The following is a 20717-nucleotide window of genomic DNA, read 5'->3' as shown; positions in this document are numbered from 1 at the left end:
CCTCAGCGCGCGAACCCGTGCAGCCGGGCCAGCAGCCACTGCAGTGGATTGCCGACAAAGGCCCGCGTGACGAAGGTGTCGTGCGCAGCGTCCGATGCAAGCAGGGCGACAGTGCCGGCTTCGAGGCGGCGCGGTGGATCGGAACTGGCATCTATACCGTGGCCCGCCAGCAACCGCCTGATCTCGGCATTGCCGGAGGCCGATGATTTGCCATAGGCGCTGACGAAGAAACTCTTCCTGTGATGCGCGATCCAGTCGGCGAAGATGCCGGCCTCGTCGAAGACGGCGTCGAGCAGGATGACCCCGAGCAGGCGTCTGCCGATGTCACCATTCCCGAGCACGGAAGCGGCCGGATTGTAGCCGCCGCTATAGGCGACCATCACCACCGGCATGGCCTCGAATTTTGCCGCCTTGGCGCCGGTCAGCTTGGCCAGGCCTTGCGCCGCCTCGGCCATGAACTTAGCAAAATAGGCTGGTGTCCAGAAATTGCCGGCGCTGGAATCCTGCGCGTCGCGGGCAAATTGCGGCGCCACCAGCACGGCGTTGAGGCCTGAAGCCTCGACCTGCGCGACGACCCGCTGGCGCCCGACCACGTCGCGCTGCAAGGTCGCGCCATTGCCGTGGAAGAACACCACGATGACAGCAGGCCTGGCGGGATCGAACCCTTTGGGAATCGCGAGCAGCGTCGAGCGATCGGAATAGGTCTCGTCTTCCCAATAGATTCCCCCGCGCGGCGAGGTGTGACCGTGGCGGCCGTTCGCATCGACGTCGAGAAACGGCCCGGAGCCGTCGGGCAGCTTGCCCCGGTACGGAAACGGTGACGCCTTGAACGGCACGATGGTCGAGACCGCCTTGTGCAAGCGCGCCCCCTGGCTTGCCGCCGGAAACGCCGCCGTGGCCAGCAGTCCGGCGACGATGGCGCGCCGGTCCGGCATCAGGCGGGCACCACCCGGAGAGCGGGCGCCTTCGATGGCAGGAGCACGGCAAAGAACGCCGGGATGGCAACGACATAGGCCATCGCTGCCCATTGCAGCACGGCACTGAGCCCGAAGCTGGTGGCGACGATCGGCACGGCGGCCGAGCCGATGACCGAGAAACAGCCATTGATGCCCCAGGCCCAGACGAACAGATGCTCCTTGCCCAGCCGCGCCAGCCAGGTCATCGCGGTGGCCATCGGCATGCCCATCAGGAAGGCCGGCGGCGACACCAGCAGGAAGCAGAGCAGCAGCCGCACGGCATAGGGATAGGCGCCGATCCGGTCGAGCACGGGCGACAGATAGAACCCGTAGGCCAGCAGCAGCACGCAGACCGTCAGCAGCACAACCGGCAGCAGCGTCCTGGCGCGGTCGAAGATGCGCTCGGCGAACAGGCTGCCGAGGCCGGAGAACACCAGCATCGAGGAGATCAGCACCGAGGCCGAGACGGTCGGGTTGGCCAGCGCCACGGTAAAGCGGCTGATCAGCCCGACCTCGACCATGATGTAGCCGAGACCGAGGCAGGCGAAATAAAGGATGGTGCCGAGCTTGCCGCGCGAGCGTGAGAACACGATGCGCCAGCCGAAGATGACCGGCAGCAGCACCAGCGATGCCGCCGTGATGCAGGCAATGCCGAGCGTCGCCCAGATCAGGAGATAGCCCCAGTCGTCCTGGAACAGGTCGAGCCGGTCGAGCGTGCGCGGCAGGTCGGCGACCTTCACATAGGCGGCGAAATAGGGTTGGTCGTTGCTCAGCGCACGCGCGTCGAAGACATAATCGTTGGCGAGCTTTTCCCAGCCGCCGGTCAAAAGCGCGTGCCAGGTCATGCGCTGCAACGCGGTCGCAGGCAGCACCTGCGGACCGGCATCGGCACCGGCATCCGCACAAGCATCGAGTGTCGGATCGGCAGGCGCCGTCGGGTCGCAGTCAGGATTTGCAGGCGCTGACGCATCGGCGGGCTGGGTCAGCGTCGCGTCCTGTCCGCTGCCGAAGATCGAGGCGCGGTAATCATCGAGTACCTTTTGCGCCCCCGAGCCGTCATAAACTATTCCTGGATAGTAGACCTCCTCCCAGGACATCGATTTGGTGTAGTCGCGCAGCGTCTTGATTTCGGCCTCGGTGAAGCCGCCGCGCTTGAACAGCACGGTCGTGGTGGAGAGATAGCTCGACACGGCGAAGATATCGTTGGCGGCACCTTGGCGGTCGAAGGTTCTGGCCGCTTCGGCGACGGTCGAATAGAGCTTGAGCACCGATTTCGGCGGCTCTTCCTTGTTCCACAAGGTGATCGACAGCACGCCGCCATCGGCAAGCGCGTGGATGTAGCTCAGCATCGCCTCACGCGTGTAGGCATATTTCTCCGAAATGGCGAAGCCGCCGGGATTGGACAGGCCGACGCTGTCGGCGAGGCTGAGGTCGATGACGTCGTAGCGCTCCGCCGTGTTGGCGAGGAACAGGCGCCCGTCATAGTCGATCACCTTGATCCGCGGCTCGGCCAGAATATTGCCGGTGACGTCCCTGAGCACGGAATCGCGAAACGCCCGCAACGTCATCGGGTTGCTTTCGGCGACGGTCACCGATGTCGAACCGGCATTGAGCGCCGCTTGGGTGGAGATGCCGCCGCCGAACTGCACGACGAACGTCTTGGGCTTCTGCTTGATGACATAGGGATAGTGCATCGGCAGATAGCGGAAATAGACCTGCTCGGCCGGCGCCAAGTTGCGCATGATGCCTTCCGGCCCGTCGCCGTCGCGATACATGCCGACATAGGTGTTGGCCGGAACCTCGGGCATGCCGAAAGCGGCGTTGTCGCTCAGGCCCGGCGCGAAGTGCATATAGGAGCTGGCATAGACCTGCAAATCGCCGAACGGCGAGACGCTGCGGTAGATGCGCTTGCCGTCGGGGAAATTGCGGGCATAGGCGACACCCTTGTATTGCGAGACGGCGATGTCGGGTATGCCTGTGAGCCCAGGCAGCATGAGGTAGCCGGCGATCGACAGCGCCGCAACCACGGCACCAGCGACAACACTCTTCCAGGCGCCGAACGCGGCGAACCACAAGAGCGAGCCGGCGGCCCACAAAAGCAGCGGCACGACGATGATGGTTTCAGGCGCGAACAGATACAGCGACACCAGCACGACGAGGCCGGCAAGCCCCGAGCCGGTCAGGTCGGCGAAATAGACGCGGCCGAAGGCGGTGCGGCTTTTCAGGAAGACGATGCCGAGGAAGAAGGCGCCGGCCAGGAACGGCAGGAGATAGAGCAGGAAATTGGCGAGCAGCCGCCATTTCTGCTGGGGATCGGAAACCAGGAAGATGGCGTTGAACGGCACCGTCTGGGCGACAAGGTTGGAGCCGACGGCGAGCGGGCCGATCAGCAGCAGGGCCACTGTTGCCGCGCCTTGCCAGTGGCGGTCGAACCAGCCCTTGCCGGCGAAGATGACGACGCTGGACAAGGAGAAACCAAGCATGGCGAGGCTCACCACCAGCGAGCCGAAATGCGACCAGCTGCCCATGGCGAACACCCGCATGACGGCGATCTGCAGGGCGATGATGGCGCCGGCGATCAGCCCGACCGCGAGATAGTGCGCAAGCCGTGGCGCCTCCAGCGGGGCGATGCCTGGTCGAGAGATCGGTGCGACGGCTGCCATTCAGGCCCCTTGGTGCGAAATTCAGCAAGGCCGGTGCCGCCGCGCGGCAACTCAGCCGTTATGCGTACCGACGATCTGGTTGCCTTCCAGCTTGGTGAAGGGCACGAAGGGCACCACCTTGCCGTTGTAGATGTCCGAGCGGACGATGTTGAACGTGCCGTCGGCAAGCTGCTGCTTGATCACCTTGAGCACATGCTGGGCGCCCGGCGGACCGACCGGAATGACCATCACGCCGTTGGGCTTGAGCTGCTGCAGGAGGGACGGCGGGATGTGGTCGATGCCACAGGTGACGATGATCTTGTCGAACGGGCCGACGCTCTCCCAGCCATAATAGCCATCGGCATTGCGGCTGGTGACCGAGCCGTATTCGCTGTAGCCGCGCTCGATCAGCCCATCATAGGTGCGGCGGGTGCGCTGCGCCAGAGGATTGATGATCTCGATCGTGTGCACCTTGTCGGTGAGGTTGGCGAGGTAGGCCGACTGGTAGCCCGAGCCGGTGCCGATCTCGAGCACGGCTTCGCCGAACTGCACGTCGATGGACGTCGTCATGCGCCCGACCAGATGCGGGCCTGAAATCGTCACGCCATAACCGATGTCGAGGAAGGCATGATCATAGGCGCGGCCCATATTCTGCGGCAGCACGAACTCCTCGCGCGGCGTCAGCAGGAAGGCGCGCTTGTTGCGGTCGTCCAGCACGTCCTTGTTGTAGACCATGATCTGGAAGCGATCGAACCGCTCCGCCAGCAACTTCGGATCCTCGCCGCGATTGGCCACCATCCAGTCGATGAATGATTTCTTGTCCTTGAACGGCACCTCCGCATTGCGGTCATAGGCAACCGGCACGGCGGCCTTGACGGCGGCCGGAAGAATGGAAAACGCCGCAGCTCGCGCCGACAGCGCCAAGAAGTCTCGACGCTTCATGGAAAAAGCCTCCAAAAGTGGCCTTTGCCACCTAAAACCAAGCACTTGAACGGATTGCACTGCCTCCCAAAACGAGTCAATCGGCCGCCGGGAGGCGATCCTTCAGGCCGAAGAATTGTGGCAGGACGGCAACAGTATTTGCAGGCAGCCAGTGGCGTAGCAGCGGCGCGGCCGACGCATGTCGGCGTGCCTCATTGGCGCGGGAATCGCCCGAACCGCCTTTTTGCTAAGACTAGCGAAGGCTGTTTTGCTTGACTCAGCAGGCAAAAACAGGCAGCAAAACAGCCTTGGAAGGGCTGCAATACCGCGTGCATGGTCGTGGACGAGCCTTTTTTGGGCACAAAGTCCACGTCTCTCCATTGGTTTTGAGAGGGATTGGTTAACCAACTTTGTCCATATTTTGAAGCAATCGGCAACTAACGACAGGCGCGGCAAACGCGTCGGGGACCACCTGGGATCACTCACAGAATGGTCGTCGCGGCTATCACAGCCGCGGACGTGGGAGCCGCTTGGAGCAAGATTGGTTGCATGGCGTTCTTGAGTCGTAAAATTGTCGGGGACAGGCGTTGGAGCGGCGAGACCGCTTTCGAAGCGCCACGTGCCTCATCTTTCACCCCTGAACGGGTTGTCCGCTGGGTCGCGGTGCCGGGCGTCAGCGCTGCCGTCGGCCTATGGCTGATCGGCACCATGGCCGGCCTCAGCTCCGTCGGCGCCTCGCTCTCGACGGCGTCGATCGGCCTGCCACAGACGCTGTCCAGGCCGGGCACGCTCGCTCTCGCCGATCCGTTGAAACAGCGTTTCCTCAGCTCTTCGGCGCCCTTCGTGACAGCCAATGCCCATGGCGGCGCGCAAGCGCTGCACGACCACGCCGTACAGTGCGGCGCCAGCTGCTTCAAGCTGGCGGCGATAACCTCCAAGGCGGAGAAATCCGGGCGCCTGGTGGCGCAGGCCAAGCCAACGCCGGCGAAGTCGAAATCGCAGCAGCGCTTCGAACTGATGGAAGCGTCGCTGTCGCCGACAAAGCTCGCTGCTGCCTTCGCCGGCGCGGGAAAGCCGGCGGGCACGGCCAGCACCCGTCCCCTGATTTCCAGCGCCGCGCCACGGATCGCCGAGGCGTCCCTCGTGCCGTCTGTCCAGGTCATGGCCAGCCTGTCCAATGACCTGCCGGCTCCGGCGGCGGAACGTTTCGCCCCCGCCGATACGGGTTCGGTCGTGCAGACCGCAGCGGCGCCGATGGGCTTTGCCCAGTCGGAAACGCCCGACAACGCGCAGCTGGCGCTTGCCCTGGTCGAGTCTCTGCCTGTCGAGGACGAAGCCTTCGCCTCGCCGCTGCCAATGACCGAATCCTCGCCCGACGTCGCGGTTGCGCCGGTCGAGACACAGCAGCAACAGCCCGGCGACGCCGCCTCGCTGCCGGATGCGCTCACCGATGACGTGCCGCTGCCGACCCGCCGCCCGCAATATGACGCGCCGCAGCAGCCCAGGGTGGTGGAAGAGGACAAGCCGGCCGCACAGCCCAAGACTTTGGAGCAGAAGCCGGCGCCCCAGCCGAAGCCCGTCCAGCAAGCCACGCAGCCGGCCCGGCAAGGCCGTACCCGCGATGGTGGCGACGTGCTGGCCTATGCCAAGCCCGACGTTCCCGCCGGCGGCCTCGGCCAGGCGTTCAAGAACCTGTTCGGCGGCCCGCGCGGCGGCAGTGGCGCAGGCAACGGCGTCGCCGTCTACGACATCAGCGCCGGCACCGTCTACATGCCTGACGGCTCGAGGCTCGAGGCGCATTCGGGCAAAGGCGCCATGGCGGACCAGCCGCGCTATGCCGACCAGAAGAACCGCGGACCGACACCGCCCAACACCTACAATCTGTCGCTGCGCGAGTCGCGCTTTCACGGTGTGGAGGCCTTGCGCCTAACACCGGTCGATGGCCGCAACAAATACAATCGCGACGGCCTGCTGGCCCATACCTACCTGCTTCGGGGCCGCTACGCCCAGTCGAGCGGTTGCGTCGCCTTCAAGGACTATGCGCGCTTCCTCGCCGCCTTCAAGAAGGGCAAGGTCACCCGGCTCGTCGTGGTGCCGCGCCTGAATGGATCGCCGACCCGCGTGGCCGACAACGCGCGCGGCGCCTGACCCCTGCGAGCAGGAAGCGAGCCATACCTGCCCACTCCTGACAGCCTGCTGTCAGGAGCCGCAGCCGGCGGCACGCCTGCCTTCATCGTGCTCTTTCCATTTTCGCCAAGACCTCCCATATTCGGGACATGGCCAAATCCCCCGATAAAAAAACGCCGCCGACGGCGAATGAGGACCGCGCCGCGCCGAAGCGGCGCAGCCCGCTGACCGATTTCCTCGACGCCTCGGAGCCGCTGCACAAGGGCGGCTTCGCCGAGATGCCGCAGGCAGAACTGTCGGGCACGCCGCTGACCGGTTCGATCGCGGATTGGGCCGAGCAGATCGAGCAGGAGGCTGAACGGGAAGGACGCACCACGGGCAAAGGCGGCGGCGCCAAGTCGCCGAAGAAGATACCCGAGCGGTCCGCCGCGCCGGGCCGCACCGCGCGCGGCACCTCGATGGGCGGCGCCGCGTCGGCCCGCGAACGCACGGCAGCCGGCCTTAATCCGGTCGCCGGCCTCGACATCTCGCTGGAGGAAGCCGAGACGATGTCGTCCAGTGGCGTCACCGCCACGGTGGCCGCGCTCTCGGCGCTGATCGAATCCGGCAATCCGCTGCACAAGGACGGCGTGCTGTGGACACCGCACCGCCCTGCCCGGCCCGAGAAATCCGAAGGCGGCATCGCCATCAAGATGGTGTCGGACTTCGAACCGGCGGGCGACCAGCCGACCGCCATCAAGGATTTGGTCGAGGGCGTCGACAACAACGACCGCACCCAGGTGCTGCTCGGCGTCACCGGCTCCGGAAAAACCTTCACCATGGCCAAGGTGATCGAGGAGACGCAGCGGCCCGCTTTGATCCTGGCGCCCAACAAGACGCTGGCCGCGCAGCTCTATTCCGAGTTCAAGAAATTCTTCCCCGACAACGCGGTGGAATATTTCGTCTCCTATTACGATTATTACCAGCCGGAAGCCTATGTTCCGCGCACCGACACCTTCATCGAGAAGGAGTCCTCTATCAACGAGCAGATCGACCGCATGCGCCATTCGGCGACGCGTTCCCTGCTCGAGCGCGACGACGTCATCATCGTCGCCTCGGTGTCCTGCATCTACGGTATCGGCTCGGTCGAGACCTACACGGCGATGACCTTCCAGATGCAGATCGGCGACCGGCTCGATCAGCGCGCCCTGCTCGCCGACCTCGTCGCGCAGCAGTACAAGCGCCAGGACATCAATTTCGTGCGCGGCTCATTCCGCGTGCGTGGCGACACGATCGAAATCTTCCCGGCCCACCTGGAAGACCGCGCCTGGCGCATCTCGATGTTCGGCGATGAGATCGAGGCGATCACCGAGTTCGACCCGCTGACCGGCCAGAAGACGGGCGAGTTGAAGAGCGTCAAGATCTACGCCAACTCACACTATGTGACGCCGCGCCCGACGCTGAACCAGGCGATCAAGTCGATCAAGGAAGAGCTCAAGCACCGCTTGGTCGAGCTCGAGCGCGCCGGCCGGCTGCTGGAGGCACAGCGGCTGGAACAACGCTGCCGCTTCGACCTCGAAATGCTGGAAGCCACCGGCTCCTGCGCCGGCATCGAGAACTATTCGCGCTACCTCACCGGCCGCCAGCCCGGCGATCCGCCACCGACCTTGTTCGAATACATTCCCGACAACGCGCTGGTCTTCATCGACGAAAGCCACGTCACCGTGCCGCAGATCGGCGGCATGTATCGTGGCGACTTCAGGCGAAAAGCGACGCTGGCCGAATATGGCTTCCGCCTGCCCTCCTGCATGGACAACCGGCCGCTTCGCTTTGAGGAATGGGACGCCATGCGGCCGCTCTCGGTCGCCGTTTCGGCGACGCCCGGCGGCTGGGAGATGGAACAGGCCGGCGGCGTCTTTGCCGAGCAGGTCATCCGCCCGACCGGGCTGATCGATCCGCCGGTCGAGGTGCGCCCGGCCAAGAGCCAGGTCGACGACGTCGTCGGCGAAATCCGCGAGACGACCGCCGCCGGCTACCGCACGCTGGTCACCGTGCTGACCAAGCGCATGGCCGAGGATCTGACCGAGTATCTGCACGAGCAGGGCGTGCGCGTTCGCTACATGCACTCCGACATCGACACGCTGGAACGCATCGAGATCCTGCGCGATTTGCGGCTTGGCGCCTTCGACGTGCTGGTCGGCATCAACCTGCTGCGCGAAGGCCTCGACATTCCCGAATGCGGCTTCGTCGCCATTCTCGATGCCGACAAGGAAGGTTTTTTGCGTTCGGAAACCTCGCTGATCCAGACCATCGGCCGCGCCGCCCGCAACGTCGACGGCAAGGTCATCCTCTACGCCGACCAGGTCACCGGCTCGATGGAACGGGCAATGGCCGAGACCAATCGCCGCCGCGAAAAGCAGATGGAATGGAACGCCGCCAACGGCATCACGCCGGAATCGGTCAAGTCGCGCATCTCCGACATTCTGGATTCGGTCTACGAGAAGGACCACGTCCGCGCCGACATCTCGCAGTTCACCGACGGCGCCGGCGCCATGATGGGCAACAATTTCAAGGCCCATCTCGACGCGCTGGACAAGCAGATGCGCGACGCCGCCGCCAATCTCGACTTCGAGAAGGCGGCCCGCATCCGCGACGAGATCAAGCGGCTGCGCGAGATGGAACTGTCGATCTCCGACGATCCGCTGGCGCGCGAGGTGGAAGGCCAAAGTCCGGCCTCGGGCCGCGAAAAGGGCAAGCACAACAAGGGCATGGCCAAGCATCGCACGTTGGAGGAACAGGAACGGTTCCGCAAGCTCGACCAGGCACGCGCCGCCGAAGAGGCGGCCAAGGCCGCCAGGCCCAACCTCTTTCGCAAGCCCGATCTCGACGAGATGGGCGCCGACGGCGCCGTGCCGGTGAAGAAGCCGCTGTTCGCCAAGCCCTCGCTCGACGATATGGGGCCTGGTACCGATATGCCGACACCGTCAGGGGCGGTGTCGCGCTCGCTGTTCAAGAAGCAGTCGGCCGAAGAGGCGCACGGCTCCGATTTCGGCATCCCGGGCGACGCCGCCAAACCGTTGTTCAAGAAGAATTCTCTGGACGAAATGACGGTGCGCCGTACCGAGAAACCGGTAGAGGGAAAAGTGCCGGCGAAGCCACAGCCAATCTCCCCCCTCGTGGGGGAGATGTCCGGCAGGACAGAGGGGGGCGCGAAGGATCGCGGCGACACCGATAAGCCAATCGTCCGTCAGCGCGCCGGCATCGGCTCTTACGAGGACCCAGGCGACGCCCGCCGCGAAAAGCGCCGGCCGGGGAAGACAGGTAGACCGGGACGGTAGCGATCCTTCGCGCCCCCCTCTGTCCTCCAACATGGATCAGCTCTTCTTGCCACCTTGCCAGTCGTGGGATGAACCTATACGGGGCCTTGCAATTCAGCTCTTTCGCTCCGAAAACCATCAGCCAACTCCCCCATGAAACCCAGAGACATCGCCGCCTACGTCTTCCTGGCTGTCACCTGGGGGCTATCCTTCCTGGTGCTGCTCAAGGTGGTGCATGCCTTTGGCTGGGTCGGCGCGGTCACCTTGCGCGCGCTGATCGCCGGCATCACGCTCGTTCTGCTTGCAGCCGCCACGCGGCGACGGCTGGATTTCAGCGCCGGCTGGCGGCACTTCGCCATGGTCGGCGCAACGACGGTCGCGGCGCAGCTGATCGGTCTGTCCTATGCCACGCCGCGCATCGGCACGGCGATGGCGGCCATCCTGGTTGCCGCGATCCCGCTGTTCTCGATGATCATCGGCCAGCTCTGGGGGCTCGAGCGCATCACTGTTCGCGGCCTTGGCGGGTTGCTGCTCGGCGCTGCCGGCATCATCGTCCTGGTCGGTTTCCCCGCGGTTCCGGTCACCGCTTCCTTTGCGGTCGGCTGTGCCGCCTCGCTGTTCAGTTCCTTCTCGGCGGCGTTCGGCAGCAACTACGCCAATCGCCATTTGCGGTCGGCCGGCTCACTGGAACTCACCAGCGCCGCCTTCCTGTTTGGCGGCCTGATGACGCTGCCGCTGCTGCTCGCCGTGCCGGTGCCGGCAGTGCCGCGCCCTGTCGACTTCCTCTATCTGGCGATACTGGCCTGCGTGATGAGCGCATTGACCTATGTCGTGTATTTCAGGCTGGTGGCCAGCATCGGCGCGACCAGGACCATCAGCGTCGAATTCGCCGTGACCACGATCGCAGTGCTGATCGGCACGATGCTGCTTGGCGAGTCGCTGACCGTCATCCAGTGCTTCGGCGCGGTGGCGATCATCGCCGGCTGCGTGCTGGTGCTGGACCCGTTTCCCCGCCGGTTGGAAGCCTTGCCCTTGCCATCGGCCCCGCCTTTGGTGTAACCGGTCCCCATACTCGAACGTCTTGAAAGGAGGGCTAACGTGTTTTTCGATCACCATCGTCAGCGTGGCCCGATTTCCGCCCTGCGAGCTTGCTTGCAGGGCTGACCAGGGACGGTCCGGGTTTTTTCCCGCCTCGATTTTTTGGTCTGCCCTTCGTGGTGCCGCAACGCCTGGCCTGATGACCGGCATGCGCACCGTCAAAGTGCATCGAGCCGGATTTTCCGGACAGACCAGAGAAATCGAACATGGCCCTGATCAGCCTCAAATCCCTCGGCGTTACCATGAGTGCGCCGCTCTTTTCCAATCTCGACCTCAGCATCGGCACTGGCGACCGGCTCGGCATCGTCGCCACCAACGGCCGCGGCAAGTCGACCTTGCTGAAATGCCTGACCGGCGAGCTGGAGCCGACGACGGGCGACATCACCCGCACGCGCGGCCTGCGTGTCGGCCATGTCGAGCAGTCCGTTGCCCCTGCCCTGCTTGGCCGCACCTTTTATCAGGTGGTGGCGGATGCCTTGCCGCCGGAGCAGGCCGACAGCGAGATGTGGCGCGTCGATATCGTTCTCGATTCGCTTGACGTGCCCGAACCAATGCGCGAGCGAGAGATGCAGGCGCTGAGCGGCGGCTGGCAGCGGCTGGCGCTGATCGCCCGCGTCTGGGTCACCGATCCCGACGTGCTGTTGCTCGACGAGCCTACCAACCATCTCGACCTCGCCCGCATCAGCCAGTTGGAAACCTGGCTCAACGCGCTGCCGCGCGAGGTGCCGGTCATCATCGCCAGCCATGACCGAGCCTTCCTCGACGCCGCCACCAACCGGACGCTGTTCCTGCGCCCGGAACAGTCGCCGGTGTTTTCTCTCCCCTATTCGCGGGCCAGGGATGCGCTGGACGAGGTCGACGCCTCGACTGAGCGAAAGTTCCAGCGCGACATGAAGGTGGCCCAGCAATTGCGCCGGCAGGCGGCCAAGCTCAACAATATCGGCATCAATTCCGGCAGCGACCTGCTGACCGTCAAGACCAAACAGCTCAACCAGCGCGCGGAAAAGCTCGAAGAGGCCGCCAATCCGGCGCATCGCGAGAAATCGGCGGGGGCGATCAAACTCGCCAATCGCGGCACGCACGCCAAGGTGCTGATCACGCTCGACGACGCGGCGGTCGAGACACCGGACGGCACGCTGCTGTTCAGGACCGGCAAGCGCCACATCTGCCAGGGCGATCGCATCGTGCTGCTCGGCCGCAACGGCGTCGGCAAGTCGCGCTTCGTCACCTTGATCCGCAACGCCATTCTCGAGCCGGACACGGTGCGGAATGTGAAGGTGACGCCGTCGACCGTGCTCGGCTACAGCGACCAGGCGCTGTCCGGAATCAGCGGCGACGATACGCCGCTGGCGATGGTCTCGCGCCGCTACGATGTCGGAGAACAGCGCGCCCGCTCGCTGCTTGCCGGCGCCGGCGTGGTCATCGAGATGCAGGAACGCAGGATCGGTGTGCTGTCGGGCGGCCAGAAGGCGCGGCTGATGATGCTGGCGCTGAGACTCGCCAATCCCAACTTCTATCTGCTCGACGAGCCGACCAACCATCTCGACATAGACGGCCAGGAAGCGCTGGAGGAGGAGTTGCTGAAGCACCAGGCAAGCTGCCTGCTCGCCTCGCACGACCGTTCCTTCATCCGTGCTGTCGGCAACCGCTTCTGGCTGATCGAGAAGCGAAAGCTGACCGAGGTCGAGGATCCGGAGAATTTCTTCCGCGAGGTGGCCGAGGGAACCGGCTGAGCGGCGGGACTGATTCATGCCGATGAAGTCCGGCCTGTCGTCGCCAGGCCGGACCTTGGCCTCATTCATGAGGCGCCCTCTTGATTTCCGGAACGTATCATGCCATGGTACGTCCAGCGGAACCCGGGGATGATACGCTCATTCAAGGACAAGACCAGCGAAGCCGTTTCGAACGGCAAGACACCAAAGGGCTTCCCTTCGGATCTTGTACGATCAGCCCAACGAAAGCTCTACATGATCGACAATGCCGTCGAACCGTCAGATCTCAAGACGCCTCCCGGCAACAGGCTTGAGCACTTGAAAGGCAACCGCGCCGGTCAGCATTCGATCCGCATCAACGATCAGTTTCGCAGCTGCTTTCGCTGGGTGGATGGGCAAGCAGAAGATGTTGAAATAACCGACTACCATTGAAAGGCAGGTCCCAAATGCTTGATATCAACCCGCCTATCCATCCAGGAGAAATTCTCCGCGAAGAGTATCTTCTACCGCTTGGTCTGAAGTCTTACACGCTGGCCAAAAAGCTGCATGTGCCGCGCACCCGCATCGAGCGCCTGGCTAGCGAGACGACACCGGTAACGCCTGATACGGCATTGCGCCTTGCGAAGTTTTTTGGCACCACGCCGCAGTTCTGGATGAACATGCAGGCAAGCTATGACCTCGCCGTCGAGGCGAAGGCCAAGAGAGCCGATCTTGAAACGATCGAACGATTGGAGACTGCTGCCTGAAGTAAGCGCATTGCCGATAACAGAGGCCGCTAAAAAGATTCGGCAATCTGTCGGATCGCCCGTTGCTGCCTCGTCCTTGGGATGCCGACACGATGATGCCGGCGCCAACCCAGGGAGAAGTCACCATGTCCGTCCTGTCATCCATCGGTCGCATCGCAACCCGGTATGTCGCGGCGCGCGCCCGTCGCCGCGGCGAACGCATCCTGCTGTCGCTGCCGGCCGCGCTGCGCAAGGATATCGGCTTTCCGGAAATCCTCGACACTCCGAACAACCGTTGACGCTCGCCGCCTCTCAGGCGAGCGCGAATCAATCATGCGTATCGCCCGAAAGCGGCGTCGCACGCATCGACGCGCGCCTTTCGAAAGCCTCGAACCAGCGCGTCAGCCGCGCCCGCGAACCAAACGATGGAAGATGACGGAACGCCATCCAGGACAGCGTGGTGGCTAGCGCAATATGTCCGACATGGAGCGGCGCCTCGTCGTCAAGGGCGCTCTCGGCCCAGTCGTAGGTCGCCTCGATCTTCTGCCGATATCCTTCGGCAAGAGCATCATAGCGCAGCTGTTCGGGTCTCCTTTCCGTCTCCCAGCGCAAGGCGATCCCCGTCTGCGCAAGGCCTTGGGCGGCCGATTGCAGCCGCAACGCTTGCCAGCGTGCCTCGCCGACCCGCGGCAGCAACTTCCGGCCATCATGCAGCGTATCGAGATAGGCGCAGATGACGTCGGAATCGAAGATCGCCGGCGCGCCCGGACGCAGCAGCACCGGCACTTGGCCTAGCGGGTTTTCGGCGTGGACACTGGCGTTGTGCAAGGTCGGGCTGGTTTCGTGATGAATGACCTGGAGCTGATCGGCGACGCGTGCCTCATGTGCGAAGACCAGCGCCTTGCGCGCGAAAGGTGAATGGGTCTGATAATAGAGGATCATTGTCGTCTCCGGGCTGAGTAGGCGGCGCGCAATCCAGCTCTTTTAGCCTGCGAGCCGAGAGAATTGGGCTCTGATTGGAAGCCGCCGACGCAAGTTCGTTGCACGCCTTCCCAACCCATCGGTTGTCGCCCGGCCAAAAATTTTCGCGACCCTGTAGGATTGGCGTCCTCTCGTCCGTCCTATGGTCCGCAAGGCCAATCCAAACGTGAAGAGGAACATACAATGACCGACCAGACCCCACCCCGGCCAAAAGTGCTTGGCGGATTGACCCCCTATCTGCAGGTCGACGGCGCCAACAAGGCCGCCGAGTTCTACAAGAAGGCTTTCGGGGCCGAGGAAGTCTTTGCCTATCCGGCGGATGAAAAAGGCCGCACCATGCATATCCATCTCTACATCAACGGCTCGACGCTGATGCTCGGCGACGCCTATCCGGAACACGGCCATCCGCACCAGGCGGCGCAGGGCTATACGTTGCAGCTCCATCTCGGCAAGGATGATATCGACGCCTGGTGGAAGCGCGCTGTCGACGCCGGTTGCGAGATCGTCACGCCGCTGCAGGTGATGTTCTGGGGCGACCGATGGGGCCAGGTGAAGGACCCCTTCGGCGTCGCCTGGGCAATGAACGCACCGACGGAATAAGCTTTAGCGTGCGCGCCCTCGCCGAGAGGGATGCGCCGAACCGCGCCGGGTCGTATCCCCGCCGATCCGGCGCCCATTTCTAGCAAAGAGGAGACCGCCATGTCCTATGTCGATGGCTTCGTGCTTGCCGTGCCGAAGGCAAATCTCGATGACTACAAGAAGCTGGCCAACCTCACAGGCCCCATATGGATGGAACACGGCGCGCTCGCCTATGTCGAATGTATCGGCGACGATGTGCCCTATGGCGAGCTGACCTCGTTTCCGCGCGCCGTTCAGGCCAAGGACGACGAGATCGTCGTTTTCTCCTGGGCCGTCTACAAATCCAGGCAGGATCGCGATGCTGTGATGGCCAAGGTGATGGCCGACCCGCGCCTGAAACCCGATTGGGGAACCATTCCCTTCGATGCCAAGCGCATGATTTTCGGCGGCTTCCAGCCCTTCATGGAGCTTTGACGCCAAGCTAGGTCGAGATTGAGGTCAGGCCGAGTCGAGAACGATGGTTTCCGAGAACCGGAACGGAGCGTACGTTTGAATACGTGAGTACCGGAAGCGCAGGCAACCACCGTTCGCGGGCCGGCACCACCTCAATATCGACCTAGCTTGTCGAGCAGCGGCTTCAGCCTGTCGCCATAGCGCTTCCACAGATCGACCGAGCCCTGGTACATCGGCTGGCGCACCTGCGCGGCGGATGCCGTGCGCACCGGCCTGTCGGTCTGGTGGAACGACAGCACGGCATCCTCCCATGGCAGGCCGAGATAGTCGATCAGCGCCCGGCTCTGCCCGTCCTGGTCGGCGACGAAATCCTCGTAGCGCACATCGTGCACGACGCCGGGCAGCACCTTGTGCCAATGCGCCATGATGTCGGTATAGAGATTGTGGAAATCGGCGAGCTCGCCGAGGTCATAGCCATAGCGGTGGCTGTCGCCGCGGAAATGCACCTTGTAGATCGACAGGCATGTCGCCGCCGCATCGCGGGCGCAGTGGATGATTTTTGCCTTCGGCAGCATCATGTGGATGAAGCCGACGAGCAGGAAGTTGCCCGGCATCTTGTCGGTGACGTGGCGCATATGCGGATAGCGGGCATGGAGCATGTCGAGATAGGCCTGCCCCGCCTCGGCGAAATCCGCATCGTCCGTGTCGGCCACGCCCCAGGGGAAACCGCCCGGCATGTTCGACGGGAACTGCCTGCCGACCGCCGTCTTCAAGATGCCGAGCTCGCCCGCGCCGTAGACTTGGGCGTGGCTGGCGATGATCTGTTCGACCAGTGTCGTACCCGAACGCGGCATGCCGACGACGAAGATCGGCGCATCGTCGGTGATCGGGCTCGGTCTGTGCTTTTCGAAGAAGCCGGCGTCGAACACCGTCTTCATCGCCTCGAATTCGGCACGTGTCTTCACCGGATCATAGTCGATGCCCTTGCGGCGGATGGCATTGCCCTCGGCGAAGTAGTCGAAAGCCTTGCCATAATCCTTCAGATCGTCATTGGCCTTGCCGAGGCCAAACGACAGCTGCATGCGTGCCAGGCTGTCCTGAGGCGCCTTGGCGTGCTGCGCCTCCATGCCGGCCAATTCGGCATCGCGCTCCTTCTGGCGCTTGACCTGCGTCAGCATCAGCCACGCGCGGGCCATGGCGGGCTGGATCGCCACCGCCTGCCGGAACAGGTCGGCCGCCTCGTCGAGCTTGCCCTTCTCCATCAGCCCGACGCCCAGTCCGTGCAGCAGGTCGGCATCCCTAGGCCGGATGGTCAGTGCCTCTTGGAAAACAGCCAGCGCCTCGTCGAGGCGTCCGGCTTCCTGCAGGGTTTCGGCAAGGCCGATCCGCGCGCGCACGTGGAATGGGTTGCGCTGCACCGTGCCGCGATAGATGTCCTCTGCCTCCTCGAACCGGCCGATCTGCTTCAGCGACGAGCCGAGATTGTCGCGCGCCGCAAGCTGCTCCGGCCGCAGATCAACCGCGCCGCGGAAGAAATCGATAGCCGCCGTGACACGCCCCAGATCGCGCATCACGGTGCCGAGATTGTTGAGGAAGTCGGGATTCGTCGGCTGCAGCTGAACCGACTGTTCCAGGAAATCCATCCCTTCTTCGCTGCGCCCGGTCTGGTGCAACAGCAACCCCAGGAAATGCGCTGCGGCCGCATGTTTGGGCTGACGCGCCAGCACCTGCCGGTAGATCGCTTCGGCCTCTTGCCGGCGCCCGGCCTGGTGTAGTTGCAGCGCCTGCTGCACATGCTGGTCGAGGCCCAGCGGCGGCTGGCCTCCCGCGCCAGATTTGGCCGCGCCGGACCTGGTTCCCGCACCCGCCGCTCTTCTCTGATCTCTGTTGATGGGACACCTGCCGTGTTTCTACGCCCTGCGGGACCTAAGCCATGCCGAGGAGAGATTCAAGGTGTGGGCGCGGCCGAACGGCCGGGAGCCACCGCAAGGTACGCGCAACCACAAGCCGGTCGCGACGTTGAGCCTGCGCGGCCAGATGCAGGAGTTCCCCAATGCCCCTTACCGCCTTCGCCATCAATTGCTCGCTGAAAGCCTCGGACGACAGGGAAAAATCGTCAACCGACAAGTTGATAGCCGATCTGCTCGCGGCGCTCAAACCGCATGGCGTGGAAGGCGAGGTCGTGCGCGCGCTCGATCATGACATCAAGCCTGGCGTGCTCTCCGACATGGGCAAGGGCGACAACTGGCCTGGCCTGCGCGAAAAGATCCTCGCCGCCGATATCTTCATTCTCGGCTTGCCGATCTGGTTGGGCCAACCATCGAGCGTCGCCAAGCGCATCATGGAGCGGATGGACGCCTTTCTCGAGGAAACCGACGACAAGGGCCGCATGCCGGCCGCCGGCAAGGTGGCCCTGGTGGCGATCGTCGGCAACGAGGACGGCGCGCATCACTGCCACGCGGAGTGCTTCCAGGCGCTGAACGATGTCGGCTTCACCATCCCCGCCAATGGCGGCGTCTACTGGGTCGGTGAAGCCATGCATGACGTCAATTACGTCGACCTGCCGAAAGCCCCCGACAAGGTCAGCGAAGCCATCGAAATGGCGGCCTCGAACGCTGCTCATCTGGCCGGCCTGCTCAAGAGCAAAGCTTATGTTGGCGTGGAAAAATAATGCGCCGCCTTGCCTTCCCTTCTTGCGGGAGGGCAGAATCTCAGCACGGCCCGTTGCCGACAATGTGGTAGTCCGAGGCACGGGCCTCGCAGGCGTTGGGGAAGGTGCGCATCTCGCCATGCCGGCGGGCGCACACCGGCGCGTATTCGCGGGTGCAGAACGTCTGCTCGCCGCCACCACCACCGCCGTCGCGGCAGGGGCTGTCGCGCACGATGCGGTAACCCGCCCGATCGGCAAGGCAGGCATTGGCGAAGGTCTGGCGATCTGCGCCGCGCCGGGCGCAGACCGGCTCGTACTGCTTGGTGCAGAATTGCGGATCAGGGCGCGGCGGGCGCGGCCCCGGTCCTTCATCGACGACGACCGTACAGGCGGCGAGAATTGCCGATAGGAACAGGATGGTAAAACCCTGCCGTGAGAAGATTGCCGCAAGAAACCTCATGATCGTCTCTCCCTCGATCTCCGTCTCGGTCCATACCGCCCAAGACTGCTTGGCGGTTCGCTGACAATGATATCGATCAAAACAAGATTTAAATCAGTCGCCTATGGCATGATCCTCGCTATTCCATTGCCAATTGGAACCCCGTTCGCGGCCTCTGTCGGGAAATGACCGGGATCAGTGAGGGCCTCGCCGCGCGTTGCCGGCAATCATCACTTGTGGCCTATATATGACCACGGCCGTGGGCCGATGACCCCTCGGGCAACGAAGCCTATTTGCAGCCGGTCGACGCCCTGATCGGTCGATTTTTTTGCGTCGGATGCGCTCGTGGCGGCGGCCCGCGGCGCTATCTTGCAACGTTCACGTTTCCGTGCGATAAATTCTGTGTTCGGGCATTTGCGACCCGGAGAGCGGAACGTTTTGGACGACCTTTCCCCGATACTGTGAATCTCTGACGGCCCCGTTTTTCGGCGGGGGGTTTTGACCATGCGCCAATGCATGACTGCCGAAGCAACCACCGGGAACTGCCCTCGACGCCAGGTGGCGGGCAGGACCACCAAGACTGAACGGGTGAAGGAGTTTCCCCAATGGCCCAGACCGGCACCGTTAAATTCTTCAATGCGACCAAAGGCTTCGGTTTCATCACGCCCGACGGCGGCGCCAAGGACGTGTTCGTCCACATTTCAGCGATCGAGGCCTCGGGCCTACGCACGCTGGTCGACGGCCAGAAGGTCACCTTCGACGTCGAGCCGGACCGCATGGGCAAGGGCCCGAAGGCGGTCAACCTGCGCGCAGCCTGAGCGATCGGCGCCGCACATCCCAGGCGGATGCGCGATCGAGCAGCTTGATCAGCACCTGGGCCAGGCAGACAGATTTTTGAAAGGCGCGGCGGTTTTCGTCGCGCCTTTTTCATGTCCGTGGCGCAGCATAAACGCATGTCATCTGGAAGTTCATCCGGTCCGGGCCAATGACACGCGTCATAACAAGCACTTAAAGCACGACGTGCTTTAAGTGCCCGGAAAACTTTCACTTGCCGATGGCGCTAAAATAAAGGACAAATTTCCATTCGGGCATTTGCCGGCCCGAGACTGGAGTTTATGGGATCAAAGGAGCTTCCCATGCCGCAGACCGGCACCGTCAAATTCTTCAACCATGCCAAAGGCTTCGGCTTCATCACACCGGATGATGGCGCGAAGGATGTCTTCGTCCATATTTCGGCCGTGCAGGCGTCGGGTCTTCCCGGTCTCGAAGATGGGCAGAAAGTGACATTCGACACCGAGCCGGACAAGCGCGGCAAGGGACCCAAGGCCGTCAACCTGTCGGTCGGCTGAGCCGGCTTCGCACCGACGCCGGCTCCGGCAGGTCTGGTCAGCGCCCCGTAGGCGCGGGTTTGATGTCGAGAAACAAGGCGTGCGGTCAAATTTTCGTTCAGCCCCCGTTCAGCCACGGTCCCATATTAATCATTCGTAAAGCCGGACCGCATCCCCTGCAAAACTGCACGGCCCGGCACGAAGGAGACCAAGATGAACCGAATTTTCAAGACAGCCGTACTGTCCGCCGCCGTGGTCGCCACCACGCTGGGGACCTTTTCGGCGGCCAATGCCGATGACTGGCGCCGTTGGCACCATCACGGCCATGGCCATGGCGATGCTGTCGCGGCCGGCGTTCTCGGCCTTGCCGCCGGCGCGCTGATCGGTGGCGCGTTGGCCAATGACCGGCCGCCGCCCGATTCCGACCGTTATTACGATGACGGCTATTACGATCGTGACGTGCGGATACGCCCGGCCCCGGTGCGCCGCTACTACGTGGAACCGCAGGTGGTCTATGCCCACCGCTATGCCGAACCGTGGACGCGCGGCTGGTACGAGTACTGCTCGGACCGCTACCGCAGCTTCAATTCCCGGACCGGCACCTTCACCGGCAGTGACGGCGAACAGCATTTCTGCACCGCCAACTGAGGCTTCCCTGCCCCAAACAAAAAAGCGCTGACCGCAAGGCCGGCGCTTTTTGCTATCGGCTTGCTAATGCATGTCGCCCGGAAGTGTCCTCGGTTCCGGGATAACGACATGCATAATCAGAAGTTTACAGCAGGTCGGCAATCCTATTCGCCGCGACATGCT

General features: G+C 63.6%; 19 protein-coding genes. 13 read left to right on the top strand and 6 right to left on the bottom strand.

Going from position 1 to position 20717, the window contains the following annotated elements:
• Positions 1-2: 2 nt before the first annotated feature.
• From FJ941_RS09385 to FJ941_RS09375, 3 genes are read right to left on the bottom strand one after another with little or no spacing between them, the layout of a single operon-like run.
• Entirely contained in the window at positions 3-935 is a 933-nt protein-coding gene (locus tag FJ941_RS09385; RefSeq protein ID WP_140504975.1) for a hypothetical protein, read from the bottom strand.
• A complete protein-coding gene (locus FJ941_RS09380; protein ID WP_140504973.1) occupies positions 935-3619 on the bottom strand; it encodes a hypothetical protein in 2685 nt (894 codons plus the stop codon). Before FJ941_RS09380 ends, FJ941_RS09385 begins: the two co-directional genes overlap by 1 nt.
• Positions 3620-3670: 51 nt before the next feature.
• On the bottom strand, positions 3671-4540 hold the full coding sequence (locus FJ941_RS09375; protein ID WP_140504972.1) for a protein-L-isoaspartate O-methyltransferase: 870 nt from the start codon (positions 4538-4540) through the stop codon (positions 3671-3673).
• 528 nt (positions 4541-5068) lie between these two features.
• Between FJ941_RS09375 and FJ941_RS09370 the strand changes: the two genes are divergently transcribed.
• From FJ941_RS09370 to FJ941_RS09340, 7 genes are all read left to right on the top strand, one after another.
• Positions 5069-6667 carry a DUF2778 domain-containing protein gene (locus tag FJ941_RS09370; protein WP_140504970.1) on the top strand — a complete coding sequence of 533 codons (1599 nt, stop codon included), beginning with the start codon at positions 5069-5071 and terminating at the stop codon, positions 6665-6667.
• Positions 6668-6795: 128 nt separating this feature from the next.
• Positions 6796-9963 carry an excinuclease ABC subunit UvrB gene (gene uvrB, locus FJ941_RS09365; RefSeq protein WP_140504969.1) on the top strand — a complete coding sequence of 1056 codons (3168 nt, stop codon included), beginning with the start codon at positions 6796-6798 and terminating at the stop codon, positions 9961-9963.
• Between the two features lie 132 nt (positions 9964-10095).
• Positions 10096-11001: a DMT family transporter gene (locus FJ941_RS09360; RefSeq protein ID WP_140504968.1), complete on the top strand. Its 906-nt coding sequence runs from the start codon at positions 10096-10098 to the stop codon at positions 10999-11001.
• A gap of 245 nt (positions 11002-11246) precedes the next feature.
• On the top strand, positions 11247-12773 hold the full coding sequence (locus FJ941_RS09355; RefSeq protein WP_140504966.1) for an ABC-F family ATP-binding cassette domain-containing protein: 1527 nt from the start codon (positions 11247-11249) through the stop codon (positions 12771-12773).
• A 129-nt stretch (positions 12774-12902) separates the two neighbouring features.
• On the top strand, positions 12903-13184 hold the full coding sequence (locus FJ941_RS09350; RefSeq protein ID WP_140505192.1) for a type II toxin-antitoxin system RelE/ParE family toxin: 282 nt from the start codon (positions 12903-12905) through the stop codon (positions 13182-13184).
• A gap of 14 nt (positions 13185-13198) precedes the next feature.
• Positions 13199-13498, top strand: a complete 300-nt coding sequence (locus FJ941_RS09345; RefSeq protein WP_140504964.1) for a HigA family addiction module antitoxin — start codon at positions 13199-13201, stop codon at positions 13496-13498.
• A gap of 125 nt (positions 13499-13623) precedes the next feature.
• Complete coding sequence (locus FJ941_RS09340) at positions 13624-13776, top strand: hypothetical protein (RefSeq protein WP_140504963.1); 153 nt, start codon at positions 13624-13626, stop codon at positions 13774-13776.
• Positions 13777-13804: 28 nt separating this feature from the next.
• On the opposite strand, the gene FJ941_RS09335 is transcribed toward FJ941_RS09340, so the two are convergent.
• Positions 13805-14419, bottom strand: coding sequence for a glutathione S-transferase (locus FJ941_RS09335; protein WP_140504961.1), 615 nt, complete (start codon positions 14417-14419; stop codon positions 13805-13807).
• Positions 14420-14641: 222 nt separating this feature from the next.
• On the opposite strand from FJ941_RS09335, the gene FJ941_RS09330 reads away from it, so the two are divergent.
• Positions 14642-15058: a glyoxalase/bleomycin resistance/extradiol dioxygenase family protein gene (locus FJ941_RS09330; RefSeq protein ID WP_027143331.1), complete on the top strand. Its 417-nt coding sequence runs from the start codon at positions 14642-14644 to the stop codon at positions 15056-15058.
• Between the two features lie 99 nt (positions 15059-15157).
• Complete coding sequence (locus FJ941_RS09325) at positions 15158-15511, top strand: DUF1428 domain-containing protein (protein ID WP_140504960.1); 354 nt, start codon at positions 15158-15160, stop codon at positions 15509-15511.
• Between the two features lie 131 nt (positions 15512-15642).
• On the opposite strand, the gene FJ941_RS09320 is transcribed toward FJ941_RS09325, so the two are convergent.
• A complete protein-coding gene (locus tag FJ941_RS09320; RefSeq protein WP_140504958.1) occupies positions 15643-17283 on the bottom strand; it encodes a tetratricopeptide repeat-containing sulfotransferase family protein in 1641 nt (546 codons plus the stop codon).
• A 260-nt stretch (positions 17284-17543) separates the two neighbouring features.
• On the opposite strand from FJ941_RS09320, the gene FJ941_RS09315 reads away from it, so the two are divergent.
• Entirely contained in the window at positions 17544-18161 is a 618-nt protein-coding gene (locus FJ941_RS09315; protein WP_140504956.1) for an NAD(P)H-dependent oxidoreductase, read from the top strand.
• A 40-nt stretch (positions 18162-18201) separates the two neighbouring features.
• Here the strand turns inward: FJ941_RS09315 and FJ941_RS09310 are convergent, their stop codons facing one another.
• Positions 18202-18600, bottom strand: a complete 399-nt coding sequence (locus FJ941_RS09310; protein WP_140504955.1) for a Kazal-type serine protease inhibitor domain-containing protein — start codon at positions 18598-18600, stop codon at positions 18202-18204.
• A 584-nt stretch (positions 18601-19184) separates the two neighbouring features.
• On the opposite strand from FJ941_RS09310, the gene FJ941_RS09305 reads away from it, so the two are divergent.
• The 3 genes from FJ941_RS09305 to FJ941_RS09295 all read left to right on the top strand — a co-directional run bounded on the left by FJ941_RS09305 (position 19185) and on the right by FJ941_RS09295 (position 20555).
• A complete protein-coding gene (locus tag FJ941_RS09305) occupies positions 19185-19397 on the top strand; it encodes a cold-shock protein (RefSeq protein ID WP_006202520.1) in 213 nt (70 codons plus the stop codon).
• 318 nt (positions 19398-19715) lie between these two features.
• Positions 19716-19928 carry a cold-shock protein gene (locus FJ941_RS09300; RefSeq protein WP_008877668.1) on the top strand — a complete coding sequence of 71 codons (213 nt, stop codon included), beginning with the start codon at positions 19716-19718 and terminating at the stop codon, positions 19926-19928.
• Positions 19929-20120: 192 nt separating this feature from the next.
• Complete coding sequence (locus FJ941_RS09295) at positions 20121-20555, top strand: BA14K family protein (RefSeq protein WP_140504953.1); 435 nt, start codon at positions 20121-20123, stop codon at positions 20553-20555.
• The last annotated feature ends 162 nt before the right edge of the window (positions 20556-20717 follow it).

It is taken from the genome of Mesorhizobium sp. B2-3-13 (genome assembly GCF_006442195.1).
GTDB classification, from domain to species: Bacteria; Pseudomonadota; Alphaproteobacteria; order Rhizobiales; family Rhizobiaceae; genus Mesorhizobium; species Mesorhizobium salmacidum.
This window is presented reverse-complemented; position numbering and strand designations above follow the sequence as displayed.